The 21,990-nt window shown below is 64.3% G+C and carries 23 protein-coding genes; 12 read left to right on the top strand and 11 right to left on the bottom strand.

The window, feature by feature from the left end; genetic code table 11:
- Positions 1-52 precede the first annotated feature (52 nt).
- The 5 genes from prmC to AC1DOQ_RS03030 form a co-directional block, all read right to left on the bottom strand.
- Positions 53-889 carry a peptide chain release factor N(5)-glutamine methyltransferase gene (gene prmC / locus AC1DOQ_RS03050; protein ID WP_477360421.1) on the bottom strand — a complete coding sequence of 279 codons (837 nt, stop codon included), beginning with the start codon at positions 887-889 and terminating at the stop codon, positions 53-55.
- Positions 890-905: 16 nt separating this feature from the next.
- Positions 906-1,376: a disulfide bond formation protein B gene (locus tag AC1DOQ_RS03045; RefSeq protein WP_477360161.1), complete on the bottom strand. Its 471-nt coding sequence runs from the start codon at positions 1,374-1,376 to the stop codon at positions 906-908.
- Positions 1,377-1,528: 152 nt separating this feature from the next.
- A complete protein-coding gene (prfA, locus tag AC1DOQ_RS03040; RefSeq protein ID WP_477360159.1) occupies positions 1,529-2,605 on the bottom strand; it encodes a peptide chain release factor 1 in 1,077 nt (358 codons plus the stop codon).
- 96 nt (positions 2,606-2,701) lie between these two features.
- On the bottom strand, positions 2,702-3,988 hold the full coding sequence (gene hemA / locus AC1DOQ_RS03035) for a glutamyl-tRNA reductase (protein WP_477360157.1): 1,287 nt from the start codon (positions 3,986-3,988) through the stop codon (positions 2,702-2,704).
- A 66-nt stretch (positions 3,989-4,054) separates the two neighbouring features.
- Positions 4,055-4,744, bottom strand: coding sequence for a response regulator transcription factor (locus AC1DOQ_RS03030; RefSeq protein ID WP_442123849.1), 690 nt, complete (start codon positions 4,742-4,744; stop codon positions 4,055-4,057).
- 264 nt (positions 4,745-5,008) lie between these two features.
- On the opposite strand from AC1DOQ_RS03030, the gene AC1DOQ_RS03025 reads away from it, so the two are divergent.
- Positions 5,009-5,503 (top strand): DUF697 domain-containing protein, encoded by a 495-nt coding sequence (locus AC1DOQ_RS03025; RefSeq protein WP_477360155.1) that lies wholly within the window; start codon positions 5,009-5,011, stop codon positions 5,501-5,503.
- 29 nt (positions 5,504-5,532) lie between these two features.
- On the opposite strand, the gene minE is transcribed toward AC1DOQ_RS03025, so the two are convergent.
- The 3 genes from minE to minC are packed head-to-tail and all read right to left on the bottom strand — an operon-like array spanning position 5,533 to position 7,424.
- Complete coding sequence (gene minE, locus AC1DOQ_RS03020; protein ID WP_230025312.1) at positions 5,533-5,784, bottom strand: cell division topological specificity factor MinE; 252 nt, start codon at positions 5,782-5,784, stop codon at positions 5,533-5,535.
- A gap of 1 nt (position 5,785) precedes the next feature.
- Positions 5,786-6,601, bottom strand: a complete 816-nt coding sequence (gene minD / locus AC1DOQ_RS03015; protein ID WP_477360153.1) for a septum site-determining protein MinD — start codon at positions 6,599-6,601, stop codon at positions 5,786-5,788.
- Between the two features lie 43 nt (positions 6,602-6,644).
- Positions 6,645-7,424 (bottom strand): septum site-determining protein MinC, encoded by a 780-nt coding sequence (gene minC, locus AC1DOQ_RS03010; RefSeq protein WP_477360151.1) that lies wholly within the window; start codon positions 7,422-7,424, stop codon positions 6,645-6,647.
- Between the two features lie 270 nt (positions 7,425-7,694).
- Between minC and AC1DOQ_RS03005 the strand changes: the two genes are divergently transcribed.
- The 10 genes from AC1DOQ_RS03005 (at position 7,695) to AC1DOQ_RS02960 (ending at position 17,114) form a co-directional block, all read left to right on the top strand.
- A complete protein-coding gene (locus AC1DOQ_RS03005) occupies positions 7,695-8,870 on the top strand; it encodes an acetyl-CoA C-acetyltransferase (protein ID WP_477360149.1) in 1,176 nt (391 codons plus the stop codon).
- A 63-nt stretch (positions 8,871-8,933) separates the two neighbouring features.
- On the top strand, positions 8,934-9,674 hold the full coding sequence (gene phbB, locus AC1DOQ_RS03000; RefSeq protein ID WP_477360147.1) for an acetoacetyl-CoA reductase: 741 nt from the start codon (positions 8,934-8,936) through the stop codon (positions 9,672-9,674).
- Between the two features lie 72 nt (positions 9,675-9,746).
- Positions 9,747-10,466: an AAA family ATPase gene (locus AC1DOQ_RS02995; RefSeq protein ID WP_477360145.1), complete on the top strand. Its 720-nt coding sequence runs from the start codon at positions 9,747-9,749 to the stop codon at positions 10,464-10,466.
- 78 nt (positions 10,467-10,544) lie between these two features.
- Positions 10,545-10,937, top strand: coding sequence for a DUF2750 domain-containing protein (locus AC1DOQ_RS02990; RefSeq protein ID WP_477360143.1), 393 nt, complete (start codon positions 10,545-10,547; stop codon positions 10,935-10,937).
- A complete protein-coding gene (locus AC1DOQ_RS02985) occupies positions 10,934-12,253 on the top strand; it encodes an amino acid deaminase (protein WP_477360141.1) in 1,320 nt (439 codons plus the stop codon). Before AC1DOQ_RS02990 ends, AC1DOQ_RS02985 begins: the two co-directional genes overlap by 4 nt.
- A 60-nt stretch (positions 12,254-12,313) precedes the next feature.
- Positions 12,314-13,276 carry a prolyl aminopeptidase gene (gene pip / locus AC1DOQ_RS02980; protein ID WP_477360139.1) on the top strand — a complete coding sequence of 321 codons (963 nt, stop codon included), beginning with the start codon at positions 12,314-12,316 and terminating at the stop codon, positions 13,274-13,276.
- 18 nt (positions 13,277-13,294) lie between these two features.
- On the top strand, positions 13,295-13,744 hold the full coding sequence (locus tag AC1DOQ_RS02975; protein ID WP_477360137.1) for a DUF2721 domain-containing protein: 450 nt from the start codon (positions 13,295-13,297) through the stop codon (positions 13,742-13,744).
- 12 nt (positions 13,745-13,756) lie between these two features.
- On the top strand, positions 13,757-14,212 hold the full coding sequence (locus AC1DOQ_RS02970; RefSeq protein ID WP_477360135.1) for a hypothetical protein: 456 nt from the start codon (positions 13,757-13,759) through the stop codon (positions 14,210-14,212).
- A 119-nt stretch (positions 14,213-14,331) separates the two neighbouring features.
- Positions 14,332-16,377, top strand: a complete 2,046-nt coding sequence (locus tag AC1DOQ_RS02965; RefSeq protein ID WP_477360133.1) for a 2,4-dienoyl-CoA reductase FMN-binding domain-containing protein — start codon at positions 14,332-14,334, stop codon at positions 16,375-16,377.
- Between the two features lie 14 nt (positions 16,378-16,391).
- Positions 16,392-17,114 (top strand): sulfite exporter TauE/SafE family protein, encoded by a 723-nt coding sequence (locus AC1DOQ_RS02960; RefSeq protein WP_477360419.1) that lies wholly within the window; start codon positions 16,392-16,394, stop codon positions 17,112-17,114.
- Positions 17,115-17,156: 42 nt separating this feature from the next.
- Here AC1DOQ_RS02960 and AC1DOQ_RS02955 read toward each other — a convergent pair whose 3' ends face one another.
- From AC1DOQ_RS02955 to AC1DOQ_RS02945, 3 genes are all read right to left on the bottom strand, one after another.
- Positions 17,157-17,603 (bottom strand): hypothetical protein, encoded by a 447-nt coding sequence (locus AC1DOQ_RS02955; RefSeq protein WP_477360131.1) that lies wholly within the window; start codon positions 17,601-17,603, stop codon positions 17,157-17,159.
- Between the two features lie 165 nt (positions 17,604-17,768).
- Positions 17,769-18,890: a beta-ketoacyl-ACP synthase III gene (locus AC1DOQ_RS02950; protein ID WP_477360129.1), complete on the bottom strand. Its 1,122-nt coding sequence runs from the start codon at positions 18,888-18,890 to the stop codon at positions 17,769-17,771.
- A gap of 208 nt (positions 18,891-19,098) precedes the next feature.
- A complete protein-coding gene (locus AC1DOQ_RS02945; RefSeq protein ID WP_477360127.1) occupies positions 19,099-20,532 on the bottom strand; it encodes a S41 family peptidase in 1,434 nt (477 codons plus the stop codon).
- Between the two features lie 439 nt (positions 20,533-20,971).
- On the opposite strand from AC1DOQ_RS02945, the gene AC1DOQ_RS02940 reads away from it, so the two are divergent.
- Positions 20,972-21,928 carry a glycosyltransferase family 2 protein gene (locus AC1DOQ_RS02940; protein ID WP_477360125.1) on the top strand — a complete coding sequence of 319 codons (957 nt, stop codon included), beginning with the start codon at positions 20,972-20,974 and terminating at the stop codon, positions 21,926-21,928.
- The last annotated feature ends 62 nt before the right edge of the window (positions 21,929-21,990 follow it).

The raw sequence follows: 21,990 nt of genomic DNA, 5'->3' as shown, positions 1-21,990 counted from the left end.
AAGTGGGCCGGCCATTGTAACAAACGGGGCCGGCGGGCCGCGCCGGGGTGGTTTATTCGGCGATTCTGCCGCCGGTGACGCGCTCGATACCCGCCAGGTCGCGCCAGCTCTGCACTTCGCGGTAGCCGCCGGCGTCCAGCAGGGCGCGCACGCTCGCCGCCTGGTCGTAGCCGTGTTCCATCAGCAGCCAGCCGCCCGGAACCAGGTGGGCCGGGCTGCCGTGGATGATGGTGCGCAGGGCCGACAGGCCGTCCGCGTGGTCGGTCAGGGCGCCGGCGGGTTCGAAGCGCAGGTCGCCCCGGGACAGGTGCTCGTCGCCGGCCGCGATATACGGCGGGTTCGAGGCGATCAGCTCGAAGCCTTCGCCGGCGTCGAGGGCGCTGAACCAGTCGCTGTGCAGGAAGCGCACGCCGGCCCGGTTGTTGGCCGCATTCTTTGCCGCGTTGCGGCGCGCCACCGCCAGCGCCGCTTCGCTGACGTCCAGCGCGGTCACCGCGGCGTCCGGCCGCGCGTGGGCGACGGACACGGCGATCGCACCGCTACCGGTGCCCATGTCGAGCAGGCGTCCCCGTTGCGGCAGGCGCTCGATGGCGAGTTCGACGATCAGTTCCGTGTCCGGCCGCGGGATCAGCACCGCTTCGCTGACCTCGAAGTCGAGCCCGAAGAATTCGCGCTTGCCGACGATGTAGGCGATCGGCTCGCCGGCCAGGCGGCGCCGCAGCAGCTCCTCCAGGCGCGCGGCCTCGTCTTCGCCGATAGGCTGGTCGCCGCGGGTGATCAGCTGCACGCGGCTCAAGCCGGTCGCGTGGCACAGCAGGATGCGGTTTTCAAGCGGATCGAGCGGCAGCGCGGCCTGCAGGACGCCGATGGGGGTGCCGGGCTGGATCATCATGCTGCGATGAGCATCAGCGTGCGCGGCGCACCAGCACCCAGACCAGCGCCAGGGTCAGGATCGCGAACCAGACGGCCGACCACTGCGGCACGTTCAGCCCCAGCACCGTGTCCTGGGCCGCTTCGCACAGGCCGTCGGCGCGGAACAGCCAGGGCAGCAGGGTGGCGGTCGGAATCTTGTTCAGCACCGTCTCCATCGGATCGATCCCGCAGGAGAAGCCGGGATGCGCCAGCACGTACAGGTGCTTGCCCACCACGCCCAGGCCGCCCAGCGCGCACAGCAGGGCCAGTCCAGCCAGGGCCTTGATCTTGTTGGCGAAGGCGCCGATCAGGCTGAAGACCGCGATGCCCAGGAACAGGTAGCGCTGGATCACGCACAGCGGGCAGGGCAGCATGTCCTTCACGTGCTGAAGATAAAGGGCGGCACCGACCAGCGCGATGCTGACGGCGGCGATCAGGAGCAGGGCGTTGCGGGACGTGGGCATGAGACTTCCTTTAGTAGCAATCTTGCGATTTTCGCATGAACCGGCTTAATCGGGCCTGAACCTTAATTCGGGGTTAATTCGGGGTTAATTCGGGGTCAGAGCACTTTTTTGAGCAATTGCCCAAAAAAGCGCTCTGACCCCGAATTAAGGTTTCAATCGCCGAGGGCGGCCAGCAGTTCGGCTTGGTGTTCGGCTTGCAGGGCGCCGACCAGTTCCGCCAGGTCGCCGTCCATGATCATGTCCAGCTTGTACAAGGTCAGGTTGATGCGGTGGTCGGTCAGGCGGCCTTGCGGGAAGTTGTAGGTGCGGATGCGTTCGCTGCGGTCGCCCGAGCCGATCAGGCTCTTGCGGGTCGCCGCTTCCTTGCTCTGCTGCTCGCGCAGCTGCACGTCCTTGATGCGCGCCGCCAGCACCTTCATCGCCTGCGCCTTGTTCTTGTGCTGGCTGCGGTCGTCCTGGCACTCGACCACGATCCCGGTCGGCAGGTGAGTGATGCGCACCGCGGAGTCGGTCTTGTTGATGTGCTGGCCGCCGGCGCCGCTCGCGCGGTAGGTGTCGATGCGCAGGTCGGCCGGGTTGATGTCCACGTCCTCGACCTCGTCCGCCTCCGGCATCACGGCGACGGTACAGGCCGAGGTGTGGATGCGGCCCTGGGTCTCGGTGGCCGGCACGCGCTGCACGCGGTGGCCGCCGGATTCGAATTTCAGCTTCGAATACACGCCGTTGCCGATGATGCGTGCGATCACCTCACGGTAGCCGCCCAGGTCCGACGGCGACTCCGAGACAATCTCCACCTGCCAGCGGTTGCGTTCGGCGTAGCGGGTGTACATGCGCAGCAGGTCGCCGGCGAACAGCGCCGACTCGTCGCCGCCGGTGCCGGCGCGGATCTCGAGGAAGATGTTGCGCTCGTCGTTCTCGTCCTTCGGCAGCAGCATCTTCTGCAGTTCCAGGTCCAGCTCGGCCAGGCGCTGTTTCGACGCCTCGATCTCGTCCTGGGCGAACTCCTTCATCTCCGGATCCGCCAGCATCTCCTGGGCCGCGACGATGTCGCCCTGGGCCGTCTGGTACTGGTGGTAGACGGCCACCAGCGGGCCGAGTTCGGCGTGCTCGCGGCTCATCTTGCGGAAGCTGTCCATGTTCGCGGTGGCGGCCTCAAGCGCCAGCAGTTCGTCGAGTTCGACAAGGCGGTTGGCCAGTTGGTCCAGCTTGAACAGCATGGATGGTTTCATAGCGTTTTGACTAGATAGGGATGAGGGAGATGCCGGAGCGCGGCAGCATACACGAACGCGGCCGGAAAAAGGCCGCGCGCAGCGGGAAGCGGGCCGCTAACGGCGGCCGCGGAACAGCTGGGGCAGCAGGGCGGCCAGGCGCGCGCGTTCGTCGCCCTGGGCACGGTGCAGGGCCTGTTGCGGACCGTGCAGGAATTTCGCGGTGAGGCCCTTCGACAGCGCTTCCAGCACGGCGTCGATGTCCTCGCCCTTGGCCAGCAGCTTGCGGGCGCGTTCGAGTTCGGCCAGGCGCAGGCTCTCGCTGGATTCGTGCAGGTCGCGGATCACCGGCACCACGGCGCGGTCGCCGATCCAGTGCATGAAGGATTGCACGCGGGTCTCGATGATGGCTTCGGCCTGAGCCACCGCCGCCTGGCGGTGCTCGACGCCGGTGCGCACCACGTCGGCGAGGTCGTCGACGGTGTACAGGAACACGTCGTCGAGCTTGCCGACTTCGGGCTCGATGTCGCGCGGGACCGCCAGGTCGACCATGAACATCGGACGGTGGCGGCGCGCCTTGATCGCGCGTTCGACCAGGCCCTTGCCGATCAGCGGCAGGGTCGACGCCGTCGACGAGATCACGATGTCGAATTGCGGCAGCAGTTCGGGCAGGTCGGCCAGGCGGATCGCGCGGCCGGAAAAGCGCGATGCCAGGCTTTCGCCGCGCTCCAGGGTGCGGTTGGCGATCGTGATCGATTTCGGGTTGTGGGCCGCGAAGTGGGTGGCGCACAGCTCGATCATCTCGCCGGCGCCGATGAACAGCACGTTCTGGCTGCTGACCGAATCGAAAATGCGTTCCGACAGGCGCACCGCGGCGGCGGCCATCGACACGCTGTGGGCGCCGATCTCGGTGGTACTGCGCACTTCCTTGGCGACCGCGAAGCTGCGCTGGAACAGCTGGTGCAGATAGGTGCCCAGGCCGCCGGCTTCGTCGGCGACCCGCACCGCGTCCTTCATCTGGCCCAGGATCTGGGCCTCGCCCAGCACCATCGAATCCAGGCCGGAAGCGACGCGGAAGGCGTGGCGCACGGCGTCATGCTGGGGCAGCATGTACAGGTGGGGACGCAGTTCGGAAAAACTCAGGCGGTGGTAGTCGGCCAGGAAATGCGCCGAGGCGTCGAGCGGTTCCGGCGCGTCGCTGGCGGCATACATCTCGGTGCGGTTGCAGGTCGAGAGCAGGGCCGCTTCGTGTTCGCCGCGGCTGCTCGTTTGCGGATCCAGGCGGGCAAACCAGTTGCGCGCCGCCGACACCGCATCGCCCAGGTGTTCAGGCGCCAACGCCAGTTGCTCGCGCAGCGAGACCGGTGCGGTGGTGTGATTCAGGCCGACGGCGAGCAGTTGCATGGGTGGTCAAAAAATGGGCAGCGCACTCATTATACCCCGATGGCGTCAGGGTTTCACGGCAGTGCTTCAGGCGCCCAGTTTCTCCAGCCGATAACCGTAGCTGTACACCGGCACCAGGCGGAAACCGTTCTCCGGACGCAGGCGCAGCTTGTTGCGTACACGCGAAACGTGGGTGTCCATGGTGCGCGAAGGCACGGCGGTTTCGCGTACCCAGATCGACTCGTGGATGTAGGCGCGCGACAGCGGACGGCCGAGGTTGCGGAAGAACAGCAGCGCCAGGTTGAATTCCTTGTGCGTGACGTCGATCTGTTCGCCGCCCATGGTCAGCCGGCCCGGGCGCGTTTCGAAGGTGTAGGGGCCGAACTGCAGCTGTTCGGCGCCGTTCTGCGACGGATACGCGCGGCGCAGCAGGGCCTGCACCCGCGCCACCAGCTCGCCGCGGCGCAGCGGCTTGACCAGGTAGTCGTCGGCGCCGGCGGTGACGCCGGACACGATGTCGTCTTCGGAAGCGCTGCCGGCCAGGAACATGGTCGGGGTGTTCGGCGCCATTTTTTCCTTGGCGCGGCGCAGCAGTTCCGCGCCCGGGACGTCGTTCACCTGCCAGTCGAGGATCAGCAGGTCGGTACTGTCCTTGCGCAGCTGCCCCAGCAATTCCTTTCCGCTGTCGAAGGGCTGGCATTGATGTCCGGCACCTGTGAGGACTTGGCAGATCAGTTCCGCCTGCGAAGTATCGTTATCCAGTACTGCAATTCTCATGATGAAGCGGTCTCGGCGGGGGTGGGACTATATGCAATGTTACTGTAGGAACACTCCTACAACTTATTTCCGAATATAACAGACTTTTTAAAACTAAATCTACACATGCTTCAGATAAATTTACATTTTCGTTGGGGAATAACGTCACAGCCGTAACCGCCGCCAAGGCGCAGGCGGCTACACTGTCCTTACGAAAGCAAACCGGGGAATGCGATGCTCAAAAAGATCTTCACGAAAAATTCACAAAGTGGCGGCGCAGTCAGTTTGCTGCCGCTGAGCGGCGACGACATCGGCCGCGTGCGCGAGCGCTGCCGGGCCCTGGTGCGCAAGCGCGCCGCGATTTCCGCCGGCATCTCGGCGGTGCCGATCCCGGGCGTGGACATGGTCGCGGACCTGGCCAGCTTCGCTTCCATGGTCGAGGACATCAACAAGGACTTCGGATTGACGCCGCAGCAGATCGAGGCGCTGCAGCCGCACATGCGGGTCGCGGCCTACCAGGCGATGGCGGCGCTGGGCGGCACGCTGGTGGGCAAGATCGTTACCAGGGAGCTGGTGCTGAAGCTGTTGAGGAAGTCGGGCGCCAAGCTGGCGGCCAAGTCGGCCACCAAGATCGTGCCGCTGGCGGGGCAGCTGGCCTCCGCGGCGATCGGCTTCGCGCTGTTCCGGCAGATGGGGTACCAGCACGTGGAAGCCTGCGCCAGGGTGGCGCAAGAGGTGGGGAAAACCGTGTCGGACAAGGAGCAGCCGGCCCGGGGATGATCCCCCGCGGCCGCTCCTTGCCGGGATGCTCAGGCGTCCGGCAGGACGACGTTGACGTCGAGGACTTCGAGGTTGCCCTGGCGGTCCAGCGAGATCTTGATGTCGTCCGCATTGACCTTGGTGTACTTCGAAATCACTTCGATCAGTTCACGGTGCAGGGCCGGCAGGAAGTCCGGGCCGCCGCGGCCGCCGCGCTCGCGGGCGATGATGATCTGCAGCCTTTCCTTGGCCGCGCCGGCACTTTTCTGCTTCTGGGGAAACAGGAATGAAAGCAGAGGCATATCACTTTGCTCCAAACAGACGCTGCAGGAAGCCCGGCTTGTCGTAGTTGGTGAAGCGCAGCGGGATTTCCTCGCCGAGGAAGCGTCCGACCACGTCCTGGTAGGCCTGGGCCACGTCGGTATCCTTGAAGTGGATGGCCGGATTGCCCTGGTTCGAGGCATGCAGCACCGCTTCCGATTCCGGAATGATGCCGATCATCGGGATGCGCAGGATTTCCTGCACGTCCTCGTAGGACAGCATTTCGTCGTTTTCCACGCGGCGCGGCGAATAACGGGTGATCAAGAGGTGTTCCTTGACCGGTTCGCCGCCGCTCTGGGCGCGGCGCGACTTGGCCTGCAGGATGCCGAGGATGCGGTCGGAGTCGCGCACCGACGACACTTCCGGATTGGTGACGATGATCGCTTCGTCGGCGAAGGTCAGGGCCATCAGCGCGCCGTGCTCGATGCCGGCCGGCGAGTCGCAGACGATGAATTCGAAGTCCATCTTGACCAGGTCGTTCAGCACGCGCTCGACGCCGTCTTCGGTCAGGGCGTCCTTGTCGCGGGTCTGGGAGGCCGGCAGGATGAACAGGTTCTCGCAGTGCTTGTCCTTGATCAGCGCCTGGGTCAGCGTCGCTTCCTTGTTCACGACGTTGATCAGGTCGTACACCACGCGGCGTTCGCAGCCCATGATCAGGTCGAGGTTACGCAGGCCGACGTCGAAATCGATGACGGCGGTCTTGTGGCCGCGCAGCGCCAGGCCGGTCGCAAAGCTCGCGCTCGAAGTGGTCTTGCCCACACCGCCCTTACCGGACGTTACAACGATAATTCTTGCCATGAAAAATATCAGTCCTATTCAGTATCTGGTCCGTGCTGGGAGCTCAGGCGCGGGTCGCCGAGCCCAGCGATGATATATCGATCCGGTCGCCAACCAAACGGATTTGTGCCGGCTGGCGCGACAGTTCGCTTGGAAAACCTTCGTCGAAAGTGCGGTAAACGCCGGCGATCGACACCAGTTCCGGCTGCATCGACAGGCCGAAGATGCGCGCATCGGCATTGCCAGAGGCGCCGGCCAGGGCGCGGCCGTGCAGCGGCGCATACACGTGGATGCTGCCGTCGGCGATGATTTCGGCGCCGTTGTTCACCACCGCGGTGACGATCAGGTCGGTACCGCGCGCATAGATGCGCTGGCCGGCGCGCACCGGAGTGTCGACGACCATGGCCTGGACCGGCGCCGCCGGGGCCGGCGCGGGGGCCGGTGCCGGAACGGCGGGCGCCGGCGCGGCCGGGCTTTCCTCGCGGGCGGCGGGCGCGCGCGCCTCGCTTGCCTTGAGGCCGCTCGAACCGTCGTCCAGGAACAGGCCGTGGCTGCGGATCGCTTCGTGCAACGCAGCCGGCGCGCCGCGTACCGCGACCGCGTTCAGGCGGTAATTCTTCAGCAGCGCCACCAGCGCCGGCCAGTCGACCTGGGCGGCATCGTCGGCGATGCCGGCGACGTCGATGACGGCAAATTCATCTTCGAAAAAGTCCGACACCCCACCGGTCATCTGCTTGAGTGCGGCATCGATCGCGATCGGATCGGCCGAATGCAGGATGGCCGAAATGGCCACGACCGTGGAAATCTTTATTTCGATAGGCAGGGAACTCGGGCTCTTGGGCATAAAACGTTCTGGTTGGCACTAGCCCGAGCATTCTACTGTGAAATTTCCTTGAAAGGTAAAGGGTTTAGGATGGATCGTTATTAGCGGCAACGGGTATTTCCATAGATAAAAAATTGAACAATAAAAGATACTCTGCAATACCACGATTCACTGAGACGTCATCTCCCCGTCATAAATAAACTGATAAGATTGATTTTGCTTAAACTCGCTATTCATTCGAAATCTAAAATTGTTGGCTTTCAGCTAAACGTCCACTCAAGGGAGCAAGTTATGGAAGACGTCGTCATCGTGGCCGCAGGCCGCACCGCCATCGGTAAATTCGGCGGTACTCTCTCGAAGATCCCTGCCACCGAACTGGGCGCACAGGTGATCAAGCAGTTGATGGCCAGGACCGGGATCGATCCGGCCTCGGTCAGCGAAGTCATCATGGGTCAGGTTCTGACCGCCGGCGTCGGCCAGAACCCGGCGCGCCAGGCCACCATCAAGGCCGGCCTGCCGGACAGTGTCCCGGCCTCGACCCTGAACGTGGTCTGCGGCAGCGGCCTGCGCGCGGTCCATCTGGCGGCGCAGGCCATCAAGTGCGGCGACGCCGAGATCGTCATCGCCGGCGGCCAGGAAAACATGAGCGCCTCGCCGCACGTGCTGAACGGTTCGCGCGAAGGCTTCCGCATGGGTGACGTCAAGATGACCGACACCATGATCGTCGACGGCCTGTGGGACGTCTACAACCAGTACCACATGGGCGTGACCGCCGAGAATGTCGCCCGTAAATTCGAGATCTCGCGCGCCGAGCAGGACGAATTCGCGCTGCAGTCGCAGAACAAGGCCGAAGCCGCCATGAAGGCCGGCAAGTTCAAGGACGAGATCATCCCGGTTGAAATCGCTTCCAAGAAGGGCACCACGGTCTTCGATACCGACGAGTATCCGAAGCATGGCGCCACCCTGGAAGGCCTGGCCAGCCTGCGTCCGGCCTTCAACAAGGAAGGTTCCGTCACCGCCGGCAATGCCTCCGGCCTGAACGACGGCGCCGCCGCCGTGATCCTGATGTCGGCCTCCAAGGCGAAAGAGCTGGGCCTGACCCCGATCGCCCGCATCAAGGCCTACTCGCTGTCGGGCCTGGATCCGACCATCATGGGCATGGGCCCGGTGCCGGCCGCGCGCGCCTGCCTGGAAAAGGCCGGCTGGTCCCACGAAGACGTCGACCTGATGGAGATCAACGAAGCCTTCGCCGCCCAAGCCGTCGCCGTCAACAAGCAGATGGGCTGGGATACCTCGAAGATCAACGTCAACGGCGGCGCGATCGCGCTGGGCCACCCGATCGGCGCCTCGGGCGCCCGCGTGCTGGTGACCCTGTTGCACGAAATGGTACGCCGCGATGCCAAGAAAGGGCTGGCCAGCCTGTGCATCGGTGGCGGCATGGGCGTGGCGCTGGCGGTCGAGCGCTGAGCAGGGCGGCAAAGCAGGGAATAACAAGCGGTTCCGACAGGTTCGTAAAACTAGGAGAAGACAATGGCTAGAGTGGCATTAGTGACCGGCGGCATGGGTGGCTTGGGCGAAGCAATCTGCATCAAACTGGCCGCACTCGGTTATTCGGTCGTGACCACGTACTCCCCCGGCAGCAAGAAAGCCGAAGGCTGGCTTGCTGCCATGCGCGAACAGGGCTACGACTTCAAGGCCTATGAATGCGACGTGGCCGACTACGATTCGGCCCAGGCTTGCGTAAACAAGGTGACCCAGGAAATCGGTCCGGTCGATGTGCTGGTCAACAATGCCGGCATTACCCGCGACATGACCTTCAAGAAGATGGACAAGGTCAACTGGGATGCGGTGATCAAGACCAACCTGGATTCCGTGTTCAACATGACCAAGCCGGTGGCCGACGGCATGGTCGAGCGCGGCTGGGGCCGGATCATCAACATCTCGTCCGTCAACGGCTCGAAAGGCGCGTTCGGGCAGACCAACTACTCGGCGGCCAAGGCCGGCATCCACGGCTTCACCAAGGCCCTGGCGCTGGAAGTGGCGAGGAAAGGCGTGACCGTGAATACCATTTCGCCGGGCTATATCGGCACCAAGATGGTGATGGACATCCCGTCCGAAGTGCTGGAATCGAAGATCATCCCGCAGATCCCGATGGGCCGCCTGGGCAAGCCGGAAGAAGTGGCCGGCCTGGTCGCCTTCCTGGCTTCGGACGATGCCGCCTTCGTGACCGGCGCCAACATCGCCATCAACGGCGGCCAGCACATGCAGTAAGCTGCGCCGTTTGCTGCTTCGGAACACCGCCTGCGGGCGGTGTTTTGTTATCCGCGTTACCGGAAGGCCACCATGCCCATTGCCTCCAAGCCTTATCTGCGCTCGGTGAGCATCGATCCCGCCGTCGAGATCGATCCCGGGTGCTATCCCTTTTCGATCCCCGCCGTGCGCGAACTCGGCGTGCTGGAACCGCATCCCGACGTCACCTTCTTCGTCGGCGAGAACGGCGCCGGCAAGTCGACCGTGCTGGAGGCGATCGCAGTGGCGCTGGGCATGCCGGCCGAGGGCGGCACGCGCAACGTGCACCGCGAGCAGCAGGAGGTGTCGCCGCTGCACCGCCACCTGAAGGTGGTCAAGGGTTTCCGGCAGCCGCGTTTTGCCTACTTCCTGCGGGCGGAAAGCCTGTTCAATGTCTTTACCTACCTGGACAATCTGCCGCCAGGCGGGCCGCCCTCGCTGCACCTGAAGTCGCACGGCGAAGCCTTCATGCACGTCATGCAGGGCTTCAGCGGCGACGGCTTCTACCTGCTGGACGAACCGGAAGCGGCGCTGTCGCCGAATCGCCAGCTGGCCGCGCTGGCCGTCATCGACAAGCTGGTGAAGCAGGGCGCCCAGTTCCTCATCGCCACCCATTCGCCCATCCTGCTGGCCTATCCGCGCGCCAAAATCCTGCTGTTCGACGAGTGCGGCATCAGCCACGTCGACTACGAAGACACCGAACACTACGCCGTCACGCGCGATTTCCTGAACCACTATCCGCGCCGCCTGCAGCAACTGCTGGAAGACGACTGAGAAACTGCGCGACCGGGCGCCATGCCGGCGGCCGCTATCGTATCCTCGACCCATCGACGACACGGGAGGCAGGCAAGCATGGCAATCGATACCAGGCAGGTGCAGGAAACGGTGATGCTGTCCGGTCCGCAGCGCTACGAATACTTCATCCGGCGCGTGGCGCAGACCCGCACCGTATGGAGCCTGTACCGCAACGGCTGGGCGCTGGCGAAGAAGGAAGACGGCAGCCTGGTATTTCCGCTGTGGCCGGAGCGCGAATTTGCGACAATATGCGCCGATTACGAGTGGACCGGCTACGAGCCGCAGTCCTTCTCGCTGGACGAACTGGTCGACGAGCTGCTGCCCCAGCTCGAGCAGGACGGCATCGCCACCGGCGTCTTCTATACGCCGGGCGCGCGCGACGTCATGCCGAGCGCCGGCCTGCTGCTGCGCGACCTGGACGATGAATTGAAAGCTCAGAGGAATCCATGAACCCCTTGCCCCACGGCGGCCTTGCGCTGTCCAGTCTTGAAGAACAGATCCTGCATCCCGGCGTGAAGGGCTTGCCGATCACGGCGCCGTTGCGCCAGGGCGCGATCGCCGTGCAGGGGTGGAATGTGCTGCACGGCGACACCAGCTTCCCGGTCGCGCTGCTGAAAACTTCGGCGCTCAGGCACAACCTCGACTGGATGCGCGCCTTCTGCGAGCGCTACGGCGTGCAGCTGGCGCCGCACGGCAAGACCACCATGAGCCCGCAGCTGTTCGGCGCCCAGCTGGCCAACGGCGCCTGGGGCATCACCCTCGCGAATGCCGTGCAGGTGCAGGTGGCCTGGCGCTTCGGCGTGCGGCGCGTGCTGGTGGCGAACCAGCTGGTGGCGCGCAGCGACGTGCGTGCCGTACTCCAGCTCCTGCACGGCGATCCGGACTTCGAGTGCTTCGTGCTGGCCGATTCGTTGGCCGGGGTGGCGCGGCTGGCCGAAGAGGTCGATGCCCATCCGCTGGCGCGGCCGCTGCCGGTGCTGGTCGAACTCGGCCTGTCCGGCAAACGCGCCGGCTGCCGCACGCTGGACGAGGCGATGACGGTGGCGCGCGCCATCGAACATGCGCCTGGCCTGCTGCTGGCCGGCTTCGAGGGCTACGAAGGCTTGCTGGACGAACCGGAAGCGGTCGAGGCCTTCGTCGGCAAGCTGTGCGCGCTGGTGCTGGAAGCCGACGACGAAGGCCTGTTCGGTGCCCCGGAGATCCTGGTCACGGCCGGCGGATCCGGCTTCTTCGACCTGGTCGCGCGCGGTTTCCAGGGCCTGCACGGCCTGTCGCGGCCCCTGCGGCCGGTGCTGCGCAGCGGCTGCTACCTGACCAGCGACCACGGCATGTACCAGGTCCAGCTGCAAAAGCTCGACCGGCGCGAAGGCGTGGCGCCGGGCGAGGGCTTGCGGCCGGCACTGGAGATCTGGAGCGTGGTGCAGTCGCGCCCCGAACCCGGCCTGGCCATCCTCACCATGGGCAAGCGCGACGCCTCGCACGACGCCGGCCTGCCGGTGCCCTTGTGGACCCACCGGCCGGGACCGGGCACGCCGCGCGCACTGCCGGCCGGCTGCGAGATCGTCAAGATGAACGACCAGCACGCCTACCTGCGCCTGCCGGAGAACGACCCGACGGCCGGCGCCCCGGGCCGGGCCGGACTCGACGTCGGCGACCTGGTCGGCTGCGGCATCTCGCATCCGTGCACGACCTTCGACCGCTGGCCGCTGCTGCTGGCCGTGGACGACGATTACGCGGTGCGCGGAGCCCTGAACACCTTCTTCTGACCGTCGATACGGCCGGGCGGTGCGCTACAATCGGTTGTCGCTTCATAAATCCAGATGCCCATGCCCGCCATTCCGCCGTCGCTGTTTCCGCCCATCCTGCCCAACCGCCACGGCATGCTGGCCGTGGACGACCTCCACACGATCTACTGGGAGGAGGTGGGCAACCCGAACGGGATCCCGGTGATCTTCCTGCACGGCGGTCCCGGCGCCGGCCTGTCGCCGCAGCACCGGCGCTTCTTCGACCCGGCGGCCTACCGCGTGATCCTGTTCGACCAGCGCGGCGCTGGCAAGTCGACCCCGCTGGGCGAGTGGCGCAACAACACGACCCAGCTGCTGACCGAGGACATCGAACGCCTGCGCGAACTGTTCGGCATCGAGCGCTGGCTGGTGTTCGGCGGCTCCTGGGGCTCGACCCTGGCGCTGGCCTATGGGCAGGCGCACCCCGAGCGCTGCCTCGGCTTCGTGCTGCGCGGGATCTTCCTGTGCACCCCGGCCGAGATCGAATTCTTCCTGTACGGCGTGCAGTGGTTCTATCCCGAGCTGTACGACGAATTCATCGCCCCGATCCCGGTCGAGGAACGCGGCGACCTGCTGCAGGCCTATGCACGCCGCCTGCTGTGCGACGATCCCCAGCAGTACTGGCCGGCCGCGCGCGCCTGGAGCCGCTTCGAGGGCCGCCGCGTGTTCCTGCTGCCGCAGGAAGAAGAGACCTCGTCCGACACCCTCGACCTCGGCGTCGGCCGCCTCGAATCCCACTACATGGCGAACGGGGCCTTCCTCGAGGACGACCAGCTGGTCCGCGACCTCGGCCGGATCGCCCACCTGCCGGCCGTGATCGTGCAGGGCCGCTACGACGTGATCTGTCCGCCGCTGTCGGCCTACCGCCTGCACCAGGCCTGGCCCGGCTCGCGCCTGCGCATGATCGCGGACGCCGGCCACGGCGCGCTGGAGCACGGCATCGCGCGCGCCCTGGTCGCCGCCACCGAACAGTTCAAGCGCCACGGCCGCTTCGAACGCGATTGATCCCGAGGCCCGCGACGAATGAATATCCAGACCCAAGACATCGGTCACGTGATCCAGCTTGCCATCGCGCCCGTGTTCCTGCTCACCGGCGTGGCCACCAAGCTGACCGTGCTGATGAACCGCCTGGCGCGCATCATCGACCGCGCCCGCGTGCTCAAGGAAGAGCTGCGCACGGCGCCCAGTGCCGAGTGCCATGAAGAGCTCGATGTGCTGTATGCGCGCTGGAAACTGATCAACTACGCGCTGACCGCCAGCACCGCCTGCGGCCTGCTGATCTGCGTGATCATCTCTTTCCTGTTCCTGGACGATACGGCCAACCTGCCGCTCGACCGCTACATCGCCGGCATGTTCGTGCTGGCGATGGTGGCCCTGATCGCCAGTTTCATTTTCCTGCTGCGCGAGGTGTTCCTCTCGTTCCGCTACATGCGCATGCACCTGCATGACACCGCGCCGCAGCCTCCACGATAGAAAGCGTCATCCATGCACGACTACCAACGTCCCCCCACCCTGCATCGCTACGGCATGCGTACCGAACTGGAGCAGGCGCTCAGCGCCGGCCAGTTCCGCCTGCTGCCGGCGAACGGTTTCCTGACCCTGTCCTTCTCCCAGGTCTGGGACAAGCAGCTGTTCGACGTACTCGGCCCGGCCGACGCCTGCCTGGTCATCCACAACACCGAGGAATTCGGCGAACGCCTGCACCGCGCGGTCCAGCGCACGCTGCCCAACTGGGCCGGCATCGACGGCCCGGTCGAATACGGCGTGCGCTCGCGCCTGGGCCTGGCCTTCAGCAAGTCCGCGGCCGAGGCCATCGAGAAGGAGTGGAAGTTCGCCTGGCGCTCGATGTCGCCGCAGGCCAGCCTGAATCCGGTGACGGTGCGGATCGGCAGCATCGAGCAGTTTGCGGAGTTGCGGTCGCCGGAGAGTTATCCGGTTTGAGGTGATGAAGCATCGATAAACCTACTGCGCTTCTCGGCCACCCAGCCTTGCGCTCGCTACGGTTTCTCGATGCTTCTTTTTAGTGCCACAACTCCAAGAAAAACCGTTGTAATGGCTGGATGAACGCACCCATCCCCACCACCACCTACCCCCATCTCCTCGCCCCCCTCGACCTCGGCTTCACCACGCTGAAGAACCGCGTGATCATGGGCTCGATGCACACCGGGCTCGAAGACCGCTTCTACCACTACGGCAAGCTGGCGGCCTTCTACCGCGAGCGGGCGCGTGGCGGGGCCGGGCTGATCGTCACCGGCGGCATCTCGCCGAACCGCCAGGGCTGGCTGCTGCCTTTCGGCGGCACCCTCAATTTCCTCGGCGACGTGCCGAACCACCGCCGCGTCACCCGCGCCGTGCACGAGGAGGGCGGCAAGATCCTGCTGCAGATCCTGCACGCGGGCCGCTACGGCTACCAGCCTCTGGTGGTGTCGGCCTCGCCGCAGAAGTCGCCAATTTCTCCGTTCCGCCCGCGCGCGCTGACGGAAAGCGGGATCGAATCGACGATCAGGGCCTATGTCCGCTGCGCCAAGCTGGCCAAGCAGGCCGGCTACGACGGCGTCGAAGTGATGGGCAGCGAGGGTTATCTGCTGAACCAGTTCCTGTGCGCGCGCACGAACCGCCGCCAGGACCGCTGGGGCGGTCCGATCGAAAACCGCATGCGTCTCCCGGTGGAGGTGGTGCGCCGCATCCGCGAAGCCGTCGGCCGCGACTTCATCATCATGTACCGGCACTCGGTGCTCGACCTGGTCGAGGGCGGCAATACCTGGGATGAAGTCGTGACGGTGGCGAAGGCGCTGCAGCAGGCCGGCGCGACCATCCTGAACACCGGCTACGGCTGGCACGAGGCGCGCATTCCCACCATCGTCACCTCGGTGCCGCGCGCGGCCTTCGCCGAGGTGGCGGGGCGGCTGCGCAAGGAGGTCGGCATCCCGGTGGTGGCATCGAACCGCATCAACATGCCGTTCGATGCCGAGAACCTGCTGGCGCGCGGCGACGCCGACCTGGTGTCGATGGCGCGGCCCTTCCTGGCCGATCCGGATTGGGTCGCCAAGGCGGCGTCCGGGCGCAGCGACGAGATCAATACCTGCATCGCCTGCAACCAGGCCTGCCTCGACCACACCTTCGCGAACAAGCGCGCCACCTGCCTGGTGAATCCGCGCGCCTGCCACGAGACCGAGCTGGTGTACCGCCCGGCCGCGCGCAAGCGCCGCGTCGCCGTGGTCGGCGCCGGACCGGCCGGGCTGTCGGCGGCCACCGTCGCCGCCGAGCGCGGCCACGAGGTGACCCTGTTCGATGCGAGCGACAGCATCGGCGGCCAGTTCAAGGTGGCGATGCGCATCCCCGGCAAGGAGGAGTTCGCGGAGACCATCCGCTACTTCGGCCGCAAGCTGGAACTGACCGGCGTGCGGTTGCGCCTGGGCCGGCGCGTCACGCGCGACGAACTGGTCGCCGCCGGCTACGACGAGGTGATCGTGGCCACCGGCGTCAGCGTACGCATGCCGCGCATCGAAGGCATCGATCATCCGAAGGTGCTGTCTTACCTGGACGTGCTGCGCGGCGGCGCGCCGGTCGGCAAGCGGGTGGCGATCATCGGCGCCGGCGGCATCGGCTTCGATACCGCGGAGTTCCTGCTGCACGACCCGCGCGAGGCGCTGCCGCTGCCGGTGGCGAAATGGATGGGGGAATGGGGCGTCGATCCGAAGGTCGGCACGCCGGGCGGCCTGGCCGAAGCCGACCAGCCGACGCCGCTGCGCAGCATCTGGCTCCTGCAGCGCAAGACCACGCGGCCGGGCGCGGGTCTCGGCAAGACCTCGGGCTGGGTGCACCGCGCCACCCTGGTGCGCAACGGCGTGACGATGATGGCGGGCGTGCAGTACGAGCGCATCGACGACGCCGGCCTGCACATCACGGTCGGCGGCGAGCGCAAGCTGCTGGAAGTGGACAACGTGGTCATCTGCGCCGGCCAGGAGAGCCTGGCGGAACTCATGCCTTCGGATGAGCCGAAGGCTGGACCGCGCTTCCACAAGATCGGTGGCGCCGCGCTGGCGGCCGAGCTGGATGCGAAGCGGGCCATCCGCGAAGGGGCGGAACTGGCGGCGAGTTTGTAATGGACGGCATGTCGATGGCCTGGCTGCTGGTGCTGTTCGTCGGCGTGGCGGCCGGGATGGTGAGCGGCATCGTGGGCACCGGATCGTCGATGATGCTGATGCCGGTCCTCGTCATCTTCTTCGGGCCGCTGCAGGCGGTGCCGATCATGGCCATCGGCGCGGTGATGGGCAATCTCGGCAAGGTGCTGGCCTGGCGCCGCGAGATCGACTGGCGGGCCTGCGCCGCCTATTGCGCGACCGCGGTGCCGGGGGCGGCGCTGGGCGTACGCACCTTGCTGGCGCTGCCGGCGCATGCGGTCGACATCGTGCTCGGCCTGTTTTTCATCGCGATGGTGCCGGCGCGGCGCTGGCTGGCGCGCCGCTCGATCAAGTTCAGCCTGTGGCATCTGGCGCTGATCGGCGGTCCGGTCGGGTTCCTGACGGGCATCGTCGTCTCGACCGGCCCGATCACGGTGCCGGTGTTTACCTCTTACGGCCTGGAGCGGGGCGCCTTCCTGGCGACCGAGGCGGCCGCTTCGCTGGCCGTGTATGCGTCCAAGATCACGGCCTTCAAGGAGTTCGGGGCGCTGCCGGCCGATGTGGTGGCGAAAGGCCTGATTGCCGGGACGGCGCTGATGACGGGATCGTTTTTTGCCAGGTCCGTGGTATTGAGGATGCAGCCGGCGACCTTCAGGATGCTGGTCGACGGCTTGATGCTGTCGTCGGGACTGTCGCTGCTGTGGGCGGCGGCCAGGTAAGAATTTTCACCCGGCCGTGCTGTCGTCAAGGATAGGGGCCGCTCAGTGTCCCGCTCCGCTGCTGCCTTTCTTGCTCTTCTTGCTGGTGTAATCCGAAGGCTTCTGCTCGCTCTGCATCGAACCCGATGCGCTCGCCTGCTTCTGTTCCATGCCGCCGTAGCCCGACTGGCGCGAGGCGTTCAGGCGGTCTTCCTCGCCGCGCGCCTGCATGCGCTGGGCGCTCTGGCGTGCGCTCCAGCCGGCCTGCTGGGCGCCACCGCCGCCGCGCTGGCTGCCGACATTCTGGTCGCCGACGCCATTGCCCTGCAGCGAACCGCGCGAGCGCAGGGCCGCGCCTTGCTGTTCGATATTCGCCGACTGCACGTTGGCACCACCCGGCGCGACCCAGCCCGGCGCCCGCGGCTGCTGGCTGCCGTTCGCAACGGGGACGGTTTTTTCCTTGGCGATACCGCGGGCGCGGACGCTGTCCGGTCCTTTTTGCTTAGTCATATTGATCCTCCTCAGGTGCTGCGCATGCTGATGCGCTGTCAGGAAGATCATGCGCGCCGGGAAGGCCGTATTCCAGAGGAATCGGGAGGGCGGCTTTGTAGGACTGGAACTACCAAGATTCTTTTTGTTATCAAGAATCTTGGTTACTGTTGAGTTTTGGGCGCTTTATTTTTTGCGCACCACCACGCAGCCGATCGAATAACCGGCGCCGAAGGAGCAGATCACGCCATTGCTGCCGGACGGCAGGTCGTCCTGGTAGCTGTGGAAGGCGATGATGGAACCGGCCGAGGAGGTATTGGCGTAGCGGTCCAGGATCACCGGCGCTTCTTCCGGGGTGGCGTCGCGCTCGAGCAGCATGCGCACGATCAGCTGGTTCATGTTCAGGTTGGCCTGGTGCAGCCAGAAACGGGAGATGTCTTCGATCTTCAGGCCGGCGCCTTGCACCGTGTTGCGGATCGTTTCGGCGGCCATCGGGCAGACTTCCTTGAACACCTTGCGGCCCTGCTGGCGGAACAGCTTGTCCGGCTGGCCGATGCCGGCTTCGTCGAAGCGGTTCATGAAGCCGTAGTTGTTGCGGATATTGTTCGAGAACTTGGTCTTCAGCTTCGAATCGAGGATCTCGAACTGGTGCTCGCTGGTGGCGGTATCAAGCGCTTCGATGACCATCGCGGTGCAGGCGTCGCCGAAGATGAAGTGGCTGTCGCGGTCGCGGAAATTCAGGTGGGCGCTGGTGATTTCCGGGTTCAGCACCAGCACGGCGCGCGCCTGGCCGGTCTGCACGGCGCCGGCCGCGGTCTGGATCGCGAAGGTGGCCGAGGAGCAGGCCACGTTCATGTCGAAGCCGAAGCCGTCGATGCCGAGGGCATCCTGGACCTCGACCGCCATCGCCGGATATGCACGCTGCATATTGCTGGCGGCGACCAGCACCATGTCGATGTCGGCCGGGGTGCGGTTGGCGCGCGCCAGGGCCTGGCGCGCGGCGGCGACGCAGATTTCGGCCTGCAGCGACAGTTCCTCGTCGGCGCGTTCCTTGATGCGCGGGGTCATGTGCTTCGGATCGAGGATGCCGGCCTTTTCCATCACGTAGCGCGACTTGATGCCGGACGCTTTTTCGATGAAAGCGCTGCTGGACGCCTCGAGGGCGGTGACTTCGCCGGCCGCGATTTTTTCCGCGTTCTCGGCATTGAACAATTCGACGTAGGCATTGAAGGCCGTCACCAGCTCGTCGTTGGAGATCGAATTCGGTGGCGTGAACAGGCCGGTGCCGCTGATGACGACAGGTTTCATGATTGGCTTTCCAAGGTGGTAACGGGGAGAAACTTCCCGCGAATCTGCCGATTCTACACAATCGTACAGACCGTGGGAACGGCCTGTACTTGCATCAAAAGTGCTTCGAGCGGCTAACAAAACCCGCATGGCAGCGTTGCACGTCTCGCCGTACCAAAGTACTGTCTTCGACGATGCGCCTTGCCCTGCAGGTTTCGTTAGCCGCTCTTCAGTGCGCCTGCTGCGCCAGCGGTCCCGGCGTGTCGCCGCTGCCCGCGCGCTTCGACAGCTGCACCGGCAGGCCCTGCAGGTGGCGCAGGGCCTGGGCCAGCTGGAAGTCGGCGGCGCTGCCGAATTCGAGCGGCTTGCGGTGGCGCTCGGCGGCCAGGATCCGCATCTGTTCCTCGATATCGTCCTTGCGCGTGGCTTCTTCGCGGTCGCGGTCGTTCGACAGATGGCGCTGGAGGTCGGCTTCGCGCATGCGCAGGGCGTTCAGGCCGTCGCCGTCGGCGTTTTCGTCGACCGGGAAGTCGGGCAGCACGCCGCGCGCCTGGATCGAGCGGCCGCTCGGCGTGTAGTAGCGGGCCGTGGTCAGCTTCACCGCGGTCTCGCCCGGCAGCGGGCGGATCGTCTGCACCGAGCCCTTGCCGAAGGTCGGGCTGCCGACGATGGCCGCGCGCTTGTGGTCCTGCAGGGCGCCGGCCACGATTTCCGAGGCCGAGGCCGAGCCGGTATTCACCAGCACCACCATCGGGATGGTCTTGAACAGCGACGGCACCTGTTTCAGCGGATCTTCGCCGCGGGCCAGCATATAGTATTCGGGACGGCCGTAGAAACGGGCCTTCGATTCCTCGAGCTGGCCGTTGGTCGAGACGATCTCGGCCCCGGCCGGGAGGAAGGCGGCGGCGCTGCCGATCGCACCCTGCAGCAGGCCGCCCGGGTCGTTGCGCAGGTCCAGCACCAGGCCTTTCAGGTTCGGTTCCTCGCGCGCCAGCGCGGCCAGCCTGGCGGCCAGGTCGTTCACGGTCGGTTCCTGGAACTGCGAGATCCGCACCCAGGCATAACCGGGCGCCACGATCCTGCCCTTGACGCTCTTCTGCACGATCTCGTCGCGCACGACCGCGATCTCCAGCGGCGCGGCTTCGCCTTCGCGCACGATGGTCAGCACGACCTTGGTGTGCGGCTCGCCGCGCATGCGCTTGATCGCGTCGTCGAGTTCCATGTTCTTCACGAGTGCGCCGTCGATGCGGGAAATGACGTCGCCGGCCTTGATGCCGGCGCGCCAGGCCGGCGAATCCTCGATCGGGGACACGATCCTGATGTTGCCGTCGTCGGCCTGGCCGATCTCGATGCCCAGGCCGACGAAGCGGCCCTCGGTGCCTTCGCGCAGTTCGCGGTAGGCCTTGCGGTCGAGGTAGGCGGAATGCGGGTCGAGCGCGGCCACCATGCCGGCCGTGGCCTGGGTCAGCAGCTTGCGGTCCTCGACCGGTTCGACGTAGGCCGACTTGATCAGGCTGTAGGTGTCGGCGAGCTGGCGCAGGCTGTCGATGGGGATGCCGTTCTCCACCGTCTTCTGGGCCAGCGCGGAAAATTGCATGGTGACGGCGACGCCGAGGATGGCACCCAGGGTGAGGAGGGCGGAGTGCTTGATTTTCGAGCCCATGTGCTGTCGGTCCTTCGCAAACAAATACATCGACGTTGAAAGTATATCCGCTGCAGAGCGAGCGCATGTATTCTCAAGAACACTCGCGATAGATGCCTATAAGAAACAAATTGCTGCCTTCCAGGCATGTACGATATCTTCAAGAATTAATGGTAGCGATCCGCTCATTATCTGTTGTAAAGAATGAACTAGGGTCTTGATTTTCTTCTAAGTTTGCATGAATGTATGTAAAATCTGGTCAACAACGTCATGAAAGCAATATTGGCCCTATTCCGTTTTAACATTTTTTCTTCAAATTGATAAGGTATACGTAGCAGTTTGTAGATTTGTAAATAGTTGCGAGCGCACTCCAGGCGTGCGTGCCAAGTCGCTGTGAATGATTTCTGTTGCTGTGCTGAATGCACAGGTTATCTTCTGTTTTGGATGATTAGGAAATGAAATGACCGACACGCCGTCGAATACACCAGTTTTGCCCGAAATTAGCATTGTCAGCACAATGTATCGATCTGAAAAGTTTCTGCCGCAATTTTTAGAGCAATGCCGTAGCGCTTTAGAAGCTGCTCAGTGCGCGAACTTCGAAATAGTTTTAGTCAACGATGGCTCGCCAGATGGTTCCGTTCAATTCGCTCTTGATTATCGGAAAAACCTTCCCGAGCTGGTGGTTGTCGATTTATCTCGCAACTTTGGTCATCATTTCGCCATGCAGGCAGGATTGCGTCATGCACGCGGCGAGCTCGTATTTCTGATTGATTGTGATCTGGAGGTGTCTCCGCTTGTTTTGCATGATTTTAAAATCAAACGTGAGGCGACCGGATGCGACATGGTGTATGGGTATCAAGAAGCGCGCAAAGGCGGGATTTTCGAAAAGCTGAGCGGTGGGTTTTTCTACAAAGCGTTTAATCTCATGAGTGATATTAAGATTCCAGAAAATATCGCGACTGAGAGAATTATGACCCGTCGTTATGTCGACGCATTACTGCAGTTAGGTGATCGTAATCTGTTCATGGGCGGCATGATGAGTTGGGTAGGGTTCGAGCAAATAGGTTTGCCGCTCAAGAAGAAACAACGAGATGGCAAAAGCAGTTATACCTTACTTCGCCGCGTAAATCTCATGGTGAACGCGGTTAGCTCGTTTTCTGCCTTGCCGCTCGTGTGGATGTTCAATGTCGGCATGTTTATTATGATGTTAAGTTTCGCTTATCTCTTCTATCTGGTCATTCGTAAAATCATTTTCAATGACACAATGCTCGGATTTACCTCAATGATGGCATTGACGTCATTAAGTCTGGGGATCTTGACGACTGCGATGGGAATCATTGGAATTTATCTTGGAAAGGTTTTTACACAAGTGCAAAACCGGCCAACTTATATTGTCAAAGACATCTATCGGCGCTGACCTGGCAATGTGAAAAACTCAAGCTTTGGTCGTTATTAGTGCCACTCGGTTACAGTAAGGCT

The sequence above is a fragment of the Massilia sp. 01N417 genome, assembly GCF_056399645.1.
Note: the sequence above shows the minus strand (reverse complement) of the source record. Positions and strands in the feature narration are given on the sequence as shown.

Bases quoted from the DNA above. Each gene is read 5' to 3' on its own strand.
- AC1DOQ_RS02940 (WP_477360125.1), top strand. From the start codon at position 20,972: ATGACCGACACGCCGTCGAATACACCAGTTTTGCCCGAAATTAGCATT.
- prfA (WP_477360159.1), bottom strand. From the start codon at position 2,605: ATGAAACCATCCATGCTGTTCAAGCTGGACCAACTGGCCAACCGCCTT.
- pip (WP_477360139.1), top strand. From the start codon at position 12,314: ATGCCCGCCATTCCGCCGTCGCTGTTTCCGCCCATCCTGCCCAACCGC.
- AC1DOQ_RS02995 (WP_477360145.1), top strand. From the start codon at position 9,747: ATGCCCATTGCCTCCAAGCCTTATCTGCGCTCGGTGAGCATCGATCCC.
- AC1DOQ_RS02955 (WP_477360131.1), bottom strand. From the start codon at position 17,603: ATGACTAAGCAAAAAGGACCGGACAGCGTCCGCGCCCGCGGTATCGCC.
- AC1DOQ_RS02970 (WP_477360135.1), top strand. From the start codon at position 13,757: ATGCACGACTACCAACGTCCCCCCACCCTGCATCGCTACGGCATGCGT.
- minE (WP_230025312.1), bottom strand. From the start codon at position 5,784: ATGCCTCTGCTTTCATTCCTGTTTCCCCAGAAGCAGAAAAGTGCCGGC.
- AC1DOQ_RS03030 (WP_442123849.1), bottom strand. From the start codon at position 4,744: ATGAGAATTGCAGTACTGGATAACGATACTTCGCAGGCGGAACTGATC.
- hemA (WP_477360157.1), bottom strand. From the start codon at position 3,988: ATGCAACTGCTCGCCGTCGGCCTGAATCACACCACCGCACCGGTCTCG.
- AC1DOQ_RS02985 (WP_477360141.1), top strand. From the start codon at position 10,934: ATGAACCCCTTGCCCCACGGCGGCCTTGCGCTGTCCAGTCTTGAAGAA.
- AC1DOQ_RS03045 (WP_477360161.1), bottom strand. From the start codon at position 1,376: ATGCCCACGTCCCGCAACGCCCTGCTCCTGATCGCCGCCGTCAGCATC.
- AC1DOQ_RS02950 (WP_477360129.1), bottom strand. From the start codon at position 18,890: ATGAAACCTGTCGTCATCAGCGGCACCGGCCTGTTCACGCCACCGAAT.
- AC1DOQ_RS03005 (WP_477360149.1), top strand. From the start codon at position 7,695: ATGGAAGACGTCGTCATCGTGGCCGCAGGCCGCACCGCCATCGGTAAA.
- phbB (WP_477360147.1), top strand. From the start codon at position 8,934: ATGGCTAGAGTGGCATTAGTGACCGGCGGCATGGGTGGCTTGGGCGAA.
- minD (WP_477360153.1), bottom strand. From the start codon at position 6,601: ATGGCAAGAATTATCGTTGTAACGTCCGGTAAGGGCGGTGTGGGCAAG.
- AC1DOQ_RS02960 (WP_477360419.1), top strand. From the start codon at position 16,392: ATGGCCTGGCTGCTGGTGCTGTTCGTCGGCGTGGCGGCCGGGATGGTG.
- minC (WP_477360151.1), bottom strand. From the start codon at position 7,424: ATGCCCAAGAGCCCGAGTTCCCTGCCTATCGAAATAAAGATTTCCACG.
- AC1DOQ_RS02965 (WP_477360133.1), top strand. From the start codon at position 14,332: ATGAACGCACCCATCCCCACCACCACCTACCCCCATCTCCTCGCCCCC.
- prmC (WP_477360421.1), bottom strand. From the start codon at position 889: ATGATCCAGCCCGGCACCCCCATCGGCGTCCTGCAGGCCGCGCTGCCG.
- AC1DOQ_RS02975 (WP_477360137.1), top strand. From the start codon at position 13,295: ATGAATATCCAGACCCAAGACATCGGTCACGTGATCCAGCTTGCCATC.
- AC1DOQ_RS02945 (WP_477360127.1), bottom strand. From the start codon at position 20,532: ATGGGCTCGAAAATCAAGCACTCCGCCCTCCTCACCCTGGGTGCCATC.
- AC1DOQ_RS02990 (WP_477360143.1), top strand. From the start codon at position 10,545: ATGGCAATCGATACCAGGCAGGTGCAGGAAACGGTGATGCTGTCCGGT.